Below are 13,628 nucleotides of genomic sequence, written 5' to 3' on the forward strand. Positions count from 1 at the left end.
TCTTATATAAGACACGCGACATGTCCGCTCGTATTATGCATTATGATCCCGCCATTTACTATTGCACTGGCGCGCGCCGCCAGCGCTGGCACGGCGGCGCCTCGCCACGCGACTTTCATCTGAATTCCCTATGCGCCTTCTCGCTCTGAACAAACCGTTCGGCACCATCTGCCAGTTTTCGCCGCACGAGACCCGTGCGTCGCTGGCCGACTGGGTCAAGGTGCCTGGCGTCTATCCGGCCGGCCGGCTCGATTCCGACAGCGAAGGGCTGCTCCTCCTCACCGACGACGGCGCATTGCAGGCACGCATCGCCGAGCCGCGTCACAAACTTGTCAAACGCTATTGGGCGCAAGTGGAAGGCACCGTCGATCAGGCCAGCTTGGAGAAGCTCGCACGTGGCGTCGATCTCGGCGACTACGTGACGCGGCCTTGTCGCGCGGAATATGTGGAACCAGGTGACACGCTATGGACCCGCACGCCGCCGATTCGCTACCGCGCCGCGATTCCGACCACGTGGATCGAACTGTCGATCACCGAAGGCAAGAACCGTCAGGTACGGCGCATGACTGCTGCAGTCGGTTTTCCGACACTGCGTCTGGTGCGCGTCGGCATCGGCGCGCTCGATATTTTTTCGCTCGGACTGCAGCCCGGAGCGTGTGTCGAACTGCCGCTGAAGGCACCTTGGGACGGCGTCATCTGATACGAAACCGCAGCCGGAAAAAACCTGCACATGGCCGGCATTCACGCTGGCAGTGAAAGGGCTAACTCGTTGTATCCGCAAACAAAATCCACTGTAAAACTCGCGTGAAACATGCGTGAAACAATCACGCGCAAGATCACTGCCTGACGAGTCATGTCCATTCACACAGCGACGAATAAATATTCCCGAAAAATTACGTCAACCGGTGTGTGAGCTCACGCGTTATTCGACGCAGATGCCGCCCGAAGCTATCCGGCATTCAGCCTTAAGGGCCTTTGTGCAAGCCGTTCTCGCGGTCAGTGCAGGGAGTCTGAGCGCTAAAGCAGACGTGTCGAAAAAATTGTCGATGCGGCTGTCAACCGAAAGGTGGATGGCACGTTTACCGACATGACTCTACATATAACCGGGTCATTTGGTTAATTAACTAAAGCTGAGGATTCACAAAATGAACAAACTGATCGCCGCTCTGGTCGCTGGTCTCTTCGCAACGGCAGCATTCGCACAAGCTTCGGCACCGGCAGCAGCTTCGGCAGCTCCGGCAGCAGCAGCTTCGTCGGCAAAGAAGACCACGAAGCACGCTCACAAGAAGTCGCACAAGAAGGCAGCAGCAGCTGCTGCAGCTTCGGGCGCTTCGGAGTAAGTTTGTTGTAAAAACGCAGTCAAGAACTAGCTTCACTGCCGTTCTTACGGCGTTGAAAGGCAGATCACCGCGAGGCGATCTGCCTTTTTGTTTTTGACGCGCTCGCGTAACATTCGCGGGTTAATTTCCAGCAAGGAGTCATGCCGTGCGATTTCCCATGCGCTCGTTGATTGCGCGTTTCGCTGTTGCCGTTGCATTGCCGCTCGCCGCGATGTCGTTCGTCGCCAGCACCGCTGCCCCAGCCCATGCGCAGCAGATGCCGGCCGGTGCGAAGCAGCCCAGTGAATTTCCGCGCGCCAAGCTGACCGCCGGCATGTTCGTGATCGATGCCGCCGTCGCCGCCAATGATGCAGACCGCGAACAAGGCCTCATGTATCGCACGAGTCTCGCGCCGAACGAAGGCATGCTGTTTGTCTTCAATGAGAACGCTGTGCATTGCTTCTGGATGAAGAACACCTTGATCCCGCTGTCGATCGCCTTCATACGCGCCGACGGCACGGTCACCGACATCGACGAGATGCAGGCCGAGACCACCAATAATCACTGCCCGAAGAACAACGGCGTGTATGCGTTGGAGATGAGCAAAGACTGGTTCACGTCGAAAGGCATCAAACCCGGCATGAAGATTCAGGGCTTGCCAGCCGCGCAATAAGAAGTCGCGCGCGCCGCCGCGGCATCCGCCGCAACTTCGCCAGTTGCTTTTGAAAAGCCGGCGCCTTTTACGGGGCGCCGGCTTTTTCGTTGGCCCGGCCGCGCGCGCCCTGACGCCGAAGCCCCGCCCACAGGAGGGTTCGCCCGCCTGGCAAGATTCCTGCAAAAGAAGAGCCGACGCGCTATCCTAGTAGTCTTAGTAAAGCAGCACCCAGGCTCCCCGGGTAGCACAGACTGCCGCCCGGCAAGCGTTTCAGGCGCGCCATTCCAAGGAGGTTCACGTGCCCCGCAAGACTCCCATCGAGCGCTACCGGAATATCGGTATCAGCGCTCACATCGATGCCGGCAAAACCACCACCACTGAACGCATCCTGTTCTACACCGGCGTGACCCACAAGATCGGCGAGGTTCACGACGGTGCGGCGACGATGGACTGGATGGAACAGGAGCAGGAGCGCGGCATCACCATCACGTCGGCGGCCACCACCGCCTTCTGGAAAGGCATGGCCGGCAACTATCCCGAACACCGGATCAACATCATCGACACCCCCGGACACGTCGACTTCACGATCGAAGTGGAGCGCTCGATGCGCGTGCTCGACGGCGCGTGCATGGTCTACGACTCGGTCGGCGGCGTGCAGCCGCAGTCCGAAACGGTGTGGCGTCAGGCGAACAAGTACAAGGTGCCGCGCATTGCGTTCGTCAACAAGATGGACCGCGTGGGCGCGGACTTCTTCCGCGTGCAGCGGCAGATCGGCGATCGTCTGAAGGGCGTCGCGGTACCGATCCAGATTCCGGTCGGCGCGGAAGATCACTTCCAGGGCGTGGTCGACCTGGTCAAGATGAAGGCGATCTACTGGGACGAAGAAAACCAGGGGATCAAATTCGAGTACCGGGACATCCCGGCGGAACTCGCGGATACCGCGAAGGAATGGCACGACAAGATGGTCGAGGCCGCCGCTGAGGCGAGCGAGGAACTGCTCGAGAAATACCTGGGCGGCGAGACACTGACCGAAGAGGAAATCAAGCACGGTATCCGTGTGCGCACCATCGCCAACGAAATCGTGCCGATGCTGTGCGGCAGCGCGTTCAAGAACAAGGGCGTGCAGGCCATGCTGGACGCGGTGATCGACTACCTGCCCTCGCCGGTCGACATCCCCGCCATCAGCGGGCACGACGAATACGACAAGGAAATCGAGCGTCATCCGCGCGACGACGATCCGTTCTCGGCGCTCGCCTTCAAGATCATGACCGACCCGTTCGTCGGCCAGCTGATCTTCTTCCGCGTGTATTCGGGCGTGGTGAATTCCGGCGACACGGTCTACAACGCCGTCAAGGAAAAGAAGGAACGCCTCGGCCGGATCCTGCAAATGCATGCGAACGAGCGCAAGGAAATCAAGGAAGTCTACGCGGGCGACATCGCCGCGGCAGTCGGCCTGAAGGAAGCGACCACGGGTGACACGCTGTGCGACCCGCAGCACGTGATCATTCTCGAACGGATGATTTTCCCTGAGCCGGTGATCTCCCAGGCCGTCGAACCGAAAACCAAGGTCGACCAGGAAAAGATGGGCATCGCGCTGAATCGCCTGGCGCAGGAAGACCCGTCGTTCCGCGTGCAGACCGACGAAGAATCCGGCCAGACCATCATCTCCGGGATGGGCGAGCTGCATCTGGAAATTCTGGTCGACCGGATGAAGCGCGAGTTCGGCGTGGAGGCGACTGTCGGCAAGCCGCAGGTGGCTTATCGCGAAACGGTGCGCAACAAGGTCGAGGATGTCGAAGGCAAGTTCGTTAAACAGTCGGGTGGCCGCGGGCAGTATGGCCACGCTGTGATCACGCTCGAACCGGCGCCGCAGGGCAAGGGCTACGAGTTCGTCGACGCGATCAAGGGTGGTGTGATTCCGCGCGAATACATTCCGGCGGTCGACAAGGGTATCGTGGAAACGCTGAAGGCCGGCGTGCTCGCGGGCTATCCGGTGGTGGACGTGAAAGTGACGCTAACCTTCGGTTCATACCACGACGTCGACTCGAACGAAAACGCCTTCCGTATGGCCGGCTCGATGGCCTTCAAGGAAGCCATGCGCAAGGCCAAGCCGGTCCTGCTCGAACCGATGATGGCCGTCGAAGTGGAAACACCGGAAGACTTCATGGGCAACGTGATGGGCGACCTCTCGAGCCGTCGCGGCATGGTGCAAGGCATGGAAGACATCGCCGGCGGTGGCGGCAAGCTGGTGCGCGCCGAAGTGCCGCTCGCAGAAATGTTCGGCTATTCGACCTCACTGCGCTCGGCAACTCAAGGCCGCGCTACGTACACGATGGAGTTCAAGCACTACGCTGAAACGCCGAACAACGTGGCCGAAGCCGTGATCAACGCAAAGCACAAATAAGCGCAGCAGTAGTATCAGCAGGAGATTAAAGCCCGTCCGTCATGGATGGGCTTTTTTTCATGCGCGGCGCCGCTCGTGCCGCGAGGTCACACGCACGTTTCTGAACGTGCAAAAATAGCTGACGGCGCCGAGCCGACCGCCCGCGAGGAGACACATCATGAGCCAGGAACACGAACATCCGCACTACCATGACGCGCAACCCGCAACGCCGGTCGACTGGCGCGAGCATGGCGTCAAGGTCATCAAAGGCGACCAGCTCGACACCAACACCGCGCAAACGCCGGGCATGAATCGCGCAGCCGCGATCAACGCCGCCCGGGTGGGCGCGCAGAAAATCTGGGCCGGCACGGTGACGATCCATCCGAATGCGAAGACCGGTGCGCATCATCACGGCGCGCTCGAAAGCGTGATCTACGTGGTGCGCGGCCACGCACGCATGCGCTGGGGCGAGCACCTCGAGTTCACCGCGGAAGCGGGACCCGGCGACTTCATCTTCGTGCCACCCTATGTGCCACATCAGGAAATTAACGCGAGTACCGACGACCCGCTCGAATGCGTGCTGGTGCGCAGCGACAACGAGGCGGTAGTGGTGAATCTGAATATCGATGCGGTGGAAGCGCCGGAGACGGTTTTCTGGGTCGATCCAATTCACAAGCATCCGCACGACCATTAAATCCTTCGACCGCGACTCATGACGCCGACCGCTTCGCTGCGCCCTCGCCTCATCACGCTGTACGCCGTTCTGATCGCCGCGAATTTCGGCGCGTGGGCATGGGCGTTGATCGCGTTTCGCCACTATCCGCTGCTGCTCGGCACGGCGCTGCTCGCGTACGGGTTTGGCCTGCGCCATGCGGTCGACGCGGACCACATCGCGGCCATCGACGCGGTCACGCGCAAGCTGATGCAGGCGGGCAAGCAGCCGCTTGGCGTCGGCCTGTCGTTCTCGCTGGGGCATTCGAGCATCGTGATCCTCGCGACAATCGGCATTGCGTGGACCGCGCATTCGCTGCACGGCCGCTTCGAAACTTTCAGGGCGGTGGGCGGCACGCTTGGCACGGCCGTGTCGGCGGTATTTCTGCTGGTGCTCGCCTGCGTGAACCTGGTGATTCTGCGCGACGTGTGGCGCCGCTATCGCCACGTTCAACGCGGCGGTGAATTGACTGCGGAAACGTCGCAGCCGATTGCGCCCGCCGGCCTTCTCTCGCGCGCCTTGCGGCCGCTGTTTCGCATCGTGACGAAAAGCTGGCACATGTACCCCGTCGGCGTGCTGTTCGGACTCGGTTTCGACACCGCCACCGAGATCGGTCTGCTGGCGATTGCCGCCACCGAGGCAGGCAAAGGTCTGCCGCTGTACTCGATCCTCGTGTTCCCGGCGCTCTTCACCGCCGGCATGACGCTGGTCGATTCGACCGACAACGTGCTGATGGTGCACGCGTATGGCTGGGCGATGGACGATCCGAAACGCAAGCTCTACTACAACGCGAGCATCACGTTCGTTTCGGCCGTGGTGGCGATTGCGATCGGCGGCGTCGAAGCGCTGGGACTACTGTCGGACAAACTCGGCCTGAGCGGCGGAGCGTGGGATGCGGTAGCAAGCGTCAACGAACACTTCGGCGTGCTTGGCTACGGGATCGTTGCGGCCTTCATGGCGTGCTGGATCGGCTCGGTGCTGTTCCATCGCTGGCGTCGTCCGGCCGCTCTGGCGCGGTAAATCCAACTGGTTGCGCGCGCGTTGTCGGTAAGGATGCTATTGCAACGACGATTCCCGCGCTGTGGCATCCGGCGCATGCCCGCTGACTGAGTCAGGCGATTCCACCGAGCGTTGTCGTGACGACACACACCAGTCCTTTTATCCGCGAAACGGCGACCTGGGCCCGCCGCAGAGGCTACGAATCCGTGGTCAATCGCTTACACTGAAACCGCTTTTCGCCATCAGACTCAGGTGGCCCTATCGTTGCCCTGTTGCGCGCACCCGGCGCGACCCTTCAGAACCGACAGCAGAACGGACTGGACACTCCATCGATGAAGACTCCCGCGGACCGATTCCCCGAACTCGACATGGCGCGCCACAGCGCAGACGCCTACGGCAACCACGCCATCGACGAATTCCTCGCCGGCCGCATCACGCGCCGCGACCTGCTGCGTTATGCGAGCGTGATCGGTTTGTCGCTGGTGGGCGGCGGTGTGCTCGCGCCGCAAGCACGTGCGCAAGGCACAGCGGGCGCCGCGAACGCCACGATTCGCGTGGCGCATCTGACGCCCGCCGGCGCGGTCGATCCGCTCACTGTCACGGATGCCGCGAGTCTCGCCCTGCTGAATCAGACCGGTGAGTTCCTGATCGACGACGACGGCGAAAAGCTCATGCTCAAGCCGGCGCTAGCGTTGTCGTGGAAGCCGAACGACAAGGGCGACGTGTGGACCTTCACGCTGCGCCAGAACGTCAAGTTCCACGACGGTCAACTGCTCACCGCCAAAGACGTGGCCGCCACCTTCGACCGTCTCGCCGATCCGGCCAGCGGTTCGGCAGCACTTTCGGTGCTCAAGGGCGTGTTGTCGAAAGGCGGCGCGAAGGTGGTCGACGATCACACGGTGGCGTTCCACCTCGACGCCCCAAACGGCAATTTCCCGTACTACGTTTCATCGGACAATTACAACGCCGTGATCCTGCCCGCGAACTATGCGGGCGGTTATGAAAAGAGCTTCATCGGCACCGGTCCGTTCAAGCTTGAAAAGTACCAGGCCAAGGTCGGCGCCTCATTCGTGCGCAATCCCGATTACTGGGGCGAGAAAGCGTTACCGCAGCGCGTACAGTTCTCGTTCTACGCCGACGAGCAGGCGCAATTGCTCGCATTGCAAGGCCACCAGGCCGACGTGATGGGTACCTTCACCGTGCAGGGCGGCGCCGGCATTCTGAACAACCCCGATTACAAGGCGGTCGGCGTGAAGTCGAGCGCGCATCGGCAGATTCATATGCGCAATGACAGCCCGCTGTTCAAGGACAAGCGTGTGCGCCAGGCGCTGGCGTTGTCGCTCGATCGCGATGTGCTGGTCAGAGGCCTGTTCAAGGGCCGCGCGCAACTCGGCAACGACAGCCCGTTCGCACCGGTGTTCCCGTCGTCCGATGCAGGCGTCGCGCAACGCAGGATCGACATCGCGAAGGCCAAGCAACTGCTTGCACAAGCCGGCGTGCCGAACGGCTTCGACGTGACGCTGACCACCGAAAAGTACATGGAGATTCCCGATCTCGCGGTTGTCGTGCAGAACGCGGCCAAGGCGATTGGCGTGCGAATCAACCTGAAGGTGGAAAGCCAGTCGCTGTATTACGGTGCCGGCACGCCGGGCAAATCCGACTGGCTGGACTCGCCGCTCGGCATCACCGATTACGGCCACCGCGGCGTGCCGAACGTGTTTCTGAATGCGCCGCTCACCAGCGGCGGCACGTGGAATGCCGCGCATTTCAAGAATCCGCAATACGATCAGCTGGTCGCGCAATTCGTCGCGGCGATCGACCTCACTGCGCAAAAGAAGTTGTCTGGACAGATCCAGACGCTGCTGCTCGACGAAACACCCGTGATCATTCCGTTCTTCTACGATCAACTGATTGCCATGCGCAAGGGTGTGAACGGCGTGCGCTTCACCGCGCTCGCGCAACTGTATTTCGATCGTGCGGTGTTGAGCGCGTAGGCGCCAGCGCTTTTTTCCGCCAGAGATCACGATGTCGACCACGGTGCCCCCTTCCGTTCCCTCCGTTTCGCGCGGCAACGCGGGCCGCGTCGTGCGGTTTCTGGCGACGCGGGTCGGCTTGTCGTTGATTACGTTGTGGCTCCTATCCGTGATCGTTTTCGCGGGCGGGCAGTTGCTGCCCGGCGATATCGGCCGCGCCGTGCTAGGGCCGCTTGCCGATGCGCGCGCGGTCGCCGCGCTCAATCATCAGCTCGGCGCGGACCGGCCGCTGATGACGCAATACGTCGAGTGGATTTCGCATTTCGTGCGCGGCGATATGGGTCTTTCGTACGCCTACCGCGAGCCGGTCGGGCCGTTTATCGCCGACGCGCTCGCACATTCGGCGAAGCTCGGTTTGCTTGCGTTTATCGTCGTCGTGCCGCTCGGCATCGCGGGCGGCGTGTGGTCGGCGATGCATGCGGGACGCTGGCTCGATCGCACCATCAGCATTGCCGGGTTGTCGGCGACCGTGGTGCCTGAATTCGTCTCGTCGATCGTGCTGATCCTGGTGTTTGGCGTATGGCTGCGCTGGCTGCCGATTGAGGCGTCGTATCCGCCCGAAGCGGGCGCGCTCGAACAACTGCGGCATCTGATTCTGCCGGTGGTGCCGCTGGTGCTGGTGTTCTTCGGCTACATCGCGCGAATGGCGCGTGCCGGCACGGTCGAAGCGCTCGACGCGGATTACACGCGCACCGCGATCCTCAAAGGCTTGCCGCGCCACATCGTGATCTGGCGACATGTGTTGCGCAATGCGCTGCTGCCGACCATCACCGTGGCCGCCACGCAACTCGGCTACATGATCGGCGGCCTCGTGGTGGTCGAGACGCTGTTTCACTTTCAAGGTATCGGCTCGCTGATCTACAACGCGGCCAAGGCCAAGGATTTTCCGATGCTCGAAGCAGGCGTGCTGACAATCGGCGTGGTCTACACCGTCGCCAATCTCGTCGCCGATGCGCTGCATGTGCTGCTCAATCCGCGGCTGCGCGTGAGGAGCGCCGAATGAGCACGATCGTACCGCCCACCGCGCCGCGTCCCATGGCCGAACCGCGCTTCGACCAGTTGCGGGTGTTGCTGCGTTCGCCCACGTTTGTGGTCGGCGTGTTGATCGTGGCGTGGTGGATCGTCTGCGCGCTCGCCGGGCCGTGGTTTGTACGGATCGATCCGTATGCGTCCGATCCGCTCAATTCGCTGACGCCGCCTGATGGCACGCACTGGTTCGGCACCGATCAGCTCGGCCGTGACGTGTTCTCGCGCGTGATCGTCGGCGCGCGTGACATTCTCACCATCGCGCCTTTGGCGACCTTGCTCGGTACGCTGGCCGGCACGGCGCTGGGGCTGGTTGTCGGCTACTTCGAGGGTTGGGTCGACAACGTGGTCGGACGCGCGATCGATGCGGTGCTTGCCCTGCCGCTCGTGATCGTTGCCTTGCTCGCGCTGGCCGCGGTCGGCGCGTCGAACGTCACGGTGGTGCTGGTGATCGGCATTACCTTTACGCCGATTACCGCGCGCACCGTACGCGCCGCCGTATTCGCCGAACGGCATCTGGACTACGTCGCCGCCGCGCAACTGCGCGGCGAGCGTGCGCCCTACATCATGTTCGCCGAGATCCTGCCGAACGTGCTGCCGCCGATCATCGTCGAGGCAACCGTGCGGCTAGGCTATGCGATCTTCGCGGTCGCCACGTTGTCGTTTCTCGGCTTCGGCATCCAGCCGCCCTCCGCTGACTGGGGGCTGGCGCTGTCCGAGTCGTACACGCTAATGGCGGGCGGTGCCTGGTGGACCGTGGTGTTCGCCGCCGGCGCGATCGCCACGCTCGTGGTCGGCGTGAATCTGATCGCGGATAGCGTGCAAGGGGTGCTCGACCGATGAACGGCCCGCCGCCCGCCTCGTTCCCCGCCTTCGACGTCTCGAAGAGCGATCGCACGGATGCGCTGACTGTCGTCGGCCTGACGGTCACCTACCGGATGCGCGGCCGCGATCGTGAAGTGCTGCAGGACGTGTCGTTTCGTGTGCGGCGCGGCGAAGCGTACGGGCTTGTCGGCGAATCGGGCTGCGGAAAATCGACGGTCGCCATGGCGGCGTTGCGCTACCTGCCGCGCAACGGCAAGGTGAAGGCCGGCAAGATCAGCATCGCCGGCCAGGACGTGCAGAAGCTCGACGCGGATGCATTGCGCAACATGCGCGCCAATGCGATTTCGATGGTCTACCAGGACCCGGGCCGCGCGTTGAATCCATCGCTGACCGTCGCGCGGCAGGTCACCGAGGCCTTCGAAGCAGCCGGCGCTTCACGTGACGAAGCGGTGCAGCGCACGCTCGAGATGCTGAAACGCGTGCGCATCGCCGCGCCCGAGCGCGTGATGGAAAGTTATCCGCACCAGTTATCGGGCGGCATGCAGCAGCGTGTGGTGATCGCGATGGCGCTCGCCTCGAATCCCGCGCTATTGATCCTCGATGAACCGACCACCGGGCTCGACGCCACCGTCGAAGCCGAAGTGCTCGACGTCGTCGCGCAACTGCGTCAGGAACTGGGCACCGCGGTGCTGTTCATCAGCCATAACCTCGCGGTGATCGGGCGCATGTGCGAACGCGTCGGCGTGCTGTACGCGGGCAAGCTGGTCGAAGAAGGCGCGACCCAGGATGTCTTCGCGCAGCCTCGGCATCCCTACACGGTTGGACTGCTGCGCTGTTTGCCGAGCGCGGGGCGCAGCAAGGACAGCGAACGGCTCGATACGATCGCCGGCAATCTCCCCTTGCCCGGCTCCGTGACGCAAGGTTGCATTTACGCCGACCGTTGCCGCCTCGCCGACGACCGATGCCGCCGTGAGGCCCCGCCGCCATATCGGCTGAGCGCCGCGCATGGCGATCAGATGTCGCGTTGCCATTATCACGAACGTGCGCGGGACCTGCCGCGCGTGAGCGCTGACGCGCTGCCTCAGCATGAGGTTCGTCTTCAGAACAAGGATGCGGCTCTGGTTCTGCGCGCAGAAAAACTCTCGAAGACATTCCATGTTTCGGGTGCGCCGCTGCGTGCCGTCGACGACGTATCGATCGATCTCGCCAGCGGCGAAACGCTCGGCCTGGTCGGCGAATCGGGCAGCGGCAAGACGACGCTCGCGAAGCTGATGCTCGGTCTGCTGACACCGGACCCCGGCGGCGTGCTCGAACTCGACGGCGCACAGCTTGCCGCGCGCGTCACGCGACGTAACGACCAACAGGTCAAATCGCTGCAGATCGTCTTTCAGAATCCGGACTCGGCGCTCAATCGCGCACACTCAGTGAAACGGCTGATCGGACGCGCGCTGTCGCGTCTCACGGCGTTGCGCGGCGCAGCCATCGACGAACGACTCGCCACGTTGACCGCTGCCGTGCGTTTGCCCGAGCGCTATCTCGGCTCGCGCACGCGGCAACTGTCGGGCGGACTCAAGCAGCGCGTGGCGATCGCGCGTGCATTCGCGGGCGAGCCGCGCGTGGTGGTGTGCGACGAACCGACGTCCGCACTCGACGTCTCGGTCCAGGCCGCGATTCTCAACCTGCTCGCCGACCTGCAACGCGAGCGCGGCGTGAGCTACGTTTTTATCTCGCACGATCTGCATGTGGTGCGCTACCTGTCGGATCGCATCGCCGTGCTGTATCTAGGCAGGCTCCTGGAAATCGGACCCGCCGCCGCAGTGTTCGATGGACCTCATCATCCCTATACGGAAGCACTGCTGTCGTCAGTGCCGACGCTCGGCGCCGATGCCGCGAAAGCGCGTATACGCCTGTCCGGCGATCTGCCGAGCGCGGCCTCGCCGCCGTCCGGCTGCGTGTTTCATACGCGCTGCCCGCGCAAACTCGGCGCGATCTGCGAACAGCAGGATCCGCCGTTCCTCGATGCGGGTAACGGCGACGCGGGGCCGCCGTCCGTGCACCGAATCCGCTGCCATATCCCCGTCGACGAACTGCGCACGCTGCAGTCCGCCGCCCGCAACGACGGCGCTCAGGCCTCCGGTAACGGATCGCAGGACGCATCGGAAAACGCCGCGCGAAACGAATAGCAGGCAATAACGCGGCTTTCCGAGCACGCGTTTCATCGCCGAAACGTTTTTCCGCGATTTTCGCCCCCGCGCGTCGCACTCCCCTTTGACACGCCATTGGCCGCAAGGCTTTGCGGCCAATGGCATGGATATCGCTAACTACTCGTCCAGACGATGAATGCTACGGGGCAGGAAGCGCCGCCTGGACGCATCGCCACGGTACGCTGTGGCGCGTGTCGGAAAGCGGCCGGAGGATATCAGCCGAAACGCGCGGCGCGTTGATCGGCGCACCGGCTACGAAGCCGGGAAGAGATAGTGACGATGTTTTGAGCCGCATCCGCATGACAACCTCGGGGGGGCGACGAGACCCGCTTTCAGACAGGCCGGTCGCCGACGAATCAGCGTGAGAGATGGTGGCAACGAGGTGCCGGCGTTCCCTCGGGAGAGACGTGATGAAGACCAGAAAATTCAATCAGTACTACTGCGGTGTGATAAGGGGTGCGGCCATTGTGGCAGGTGTGACTTTGCTGATGACCGAACTCGCGTACCCGGCATCGACCGACGTGATTCCCAAGTGGGTCCTGCTCGCCGACGCGCCGCTGCCCGCGAGCGCCGTGCCAGGCGCGACGCAACTCACACAGGACGACGGCACAGCGGCAACGCTATCGGCCACCGGCGTAGCACCGGGCGACACGACCGCAGCCGACGACGCCGCCTCGGTATTCTCGCCGCGCGACTGCAACGGCATCAACATCGGTAAGTGCGCGCACCAGGGTGGCGGGAGCGGCAGCAACGGCGCAGCGAGTTCCGGTAATAGCGGTGCGGGTGCGAGCAGCAATGGAGGCGCGGCGGGTGCGGCAGGCTCGGGTAACGCAGGCGGCAACTCCGGCGGTAAGGGAAATAGCGGTGGCGGTGGTGGCGGTGGAAACAGTGGCGGTGGTAGCAGTGGTGGCGGCAGCAGTGGCGGCGGCAGCAGCGGGAGCGGCGGCTGCGGTTGCGGCGGTGGCGCCGCCAGTGGTGGTCCAAGCGGTGGAAAAGGTGGTGGTTTTGGCGGAGGCTTTGGTGGTGGGTTTGGCGGCGGCTTCGGTGGCGGTTTCGGCGGTGGCTTTGGCGGAGGCTTCGGCGGCGGTCACGGAGGCAAGGGCGGCGGCGGTAACGGTGGTGGTAACGGTGGTGGCAATGGCGGAGGCGGCGGGCGCTAGCGGCCCGTCTCCCGGGTAGGGGGCTCCCCCGCGCCCTACCCTCCGCCAACGACATGCTCCGGCATACTGTCCGCGGCCCGCCGGCATCGGCGGTGATGTCTCGATCCCCCGGTCGAGCGTCACCGCCCGAGGCCGGTCCGATTCGGCAGCGAACCGAACGCGGCGGCCAGCCGGCGCGACCGGCAGATGAGTTGCAGACGAGTCGCAAATGAAGGGCGAATGACGTGCGCTTGCCCGCGCCAAAAAACAAAACCATCGATCACGGCGCGCATGGCTGGAACCAAACCGCCACGATCGCCTCATATCAGATTC

General features: G+C 63.2%; 11 protein-coding genes. All 11 read left to right on the forward strand.

Going from position 1 to position 13,628, the window contains the following annotated elements; translation table 11 throughout:
- Positions 1 to 130 precede the first annotated feature (130 nt).
- The 11 genes from PQR27_RS16860 (at position 131) to PQR27_RS16910 (ending at position 13,316) form a co-directional block, all read left to right on the forward strand.
- Positions 131 to 700, forward strand: a complete 570-nt coding sequence (locus PQR27_RS16860; RefSeq protein ID WP_408524709.1) for a pseudouridine synthase — start codon at positions 131 to 133, stop codon at positions 698 to 700.
- Between the two features lie 445 nt (positions 701 to 1,145).
- Positions 1,146 to 1,340: a hypothetical protein gene (locus tag PQR27_RS16865; protein WP_011489640.1), complete on the forward strand. Its 195-nt coding sequence runs from the start codon at positions 1,146 to 1,148 to the stop codon at positions 1,338 to 1,340.
- A 145-nt stretch (positions 1,341 to 1,485) separates the two neighbouring features.
- Entirely contained in the window at positions 1,486 to 1,992 is a 507-nt protein-coding gene (locus tag PQR27_RS16870) for a DUF192 domain-containing protein (protein WP_408524710.1), read from the forward strand.
- A gap of 280 nt (positions 1,993 to 2,272) precedes the next feature.
- Entirely contained in the window at positions 2,273 to 4,378 is a 2,106-nt protein-coding gene (gene fusA / locus PQR27_RS16875; protein WP_408524711.1) for an elongation factor G, read from the forward strand.
- 157 nt (positions 4,379 to 4,535) lie between these two features.
- Positions 4,536 to 5,051: a cupin domain-containing protein gene (locus PQR27_RS16880; RefSeq protein WP_408524712.1), complete on the forward strand. Its 516-nt coding sequence runs from the start codon at positions 4,536 to 4,538 to the stop codon at positions 5,049 to 5,051.
- Positions 5,052 to 5,069: 18 nt separating this feature from the next.
- The gene (locus tag PQR27_RS16885) at positions 5,070 to 6,089 is read left to right on the forward strand and encodes a HoxN/HupN/NixA family nickel/cobalt transporter (RefSeq protein ID WP_408524713.1); all 1,020 of its coding nucleotides are present in this window, start codon (positions 5,070 to 5,072) and stop codon (positions 6,087 to 6,089) included.
- A 311-nt stretch (positions 6,090 to 6,400) separates the two neighbouring features.
- Positions 6,401 to 8,062: an ABC transporter substrate-binding protein gene (locus PQR27_RS16890; protein ID WP_408524714.1), complete on the forward strand. Its 1,662-nt coding sequence runs from the start codon at positions 6,401 to 6,403 to the stop codon at positions 8,060 to 8,062.
- A 31-nt stretch (positions 8,063 to 8,093) separates the two neighbouring features.
- On the forward strand, positions 8,094 to 9,104 hold the full coding sequence (locus PQR27_RS16895) for an ABC transporter permease (protein ID WP_408524715.1): 1,011 nt from the start codon (positions 8,094 to 8,096) through the stop codon (positions 9,102 to 9,104).
- Positions 9,101 to 9,970 carry an ABC transporter permease gene (locus tag PQR27_RS16900; RefSeq protein WP_408524716.1) on the forward strand — a complete coding sequence of 290 codons (870 nt, stop codon included), beginning with the start codon at positions 9,101 to 9,103 and terminating at the stop codon, positions 9,968 to 9,970. Before PQR27_RS16895 ends, PQR27_RS16900 begins: the two co-directional genes overlap by 4 nt.
- Positions 9,967 to 12,135, forward strand: a complete 2,169-nt coding sequence (locus tag PQR27_RS16905) for an ABC transporter ATP-binding protein (protein ID WP_408524717.1) — start codon at positions 9,967 to 9,969, stop codon at positions 12,133 to 12,135. Before PQR27_RS16900 ends, PQR27_RS16905 begins: the two co-directional genes overlap by 4 nt.
- A gap of 431 nt (positions 12,136 to 12,566) precedes the next feature.
- Positions 12,567 to 13,316, forward strand: coding sequence for a hypothetical protein (locus tag PQR27_RS16910; protein ID WP_408524718.1), 750 nt, complete (start codon positions 12,567 to 12,569; stop codon positions 13,314 to 13,316).
- Positions 13,317 to 13,628 lie beyond the last annotated feature (312 nt).

Origin of the sequence: Paraburkholderia fungorum, assembly GCF_046027215.1 — a bacterium.
In the GTDB taxonomy this organism is placed as follows: Bacteria; Pseudomonadota; Gammaproteobacteria; order Burkholderiales; family Burkholderiaceae; genus Paraburkholderia; species Paraburkholderia fungorum_D.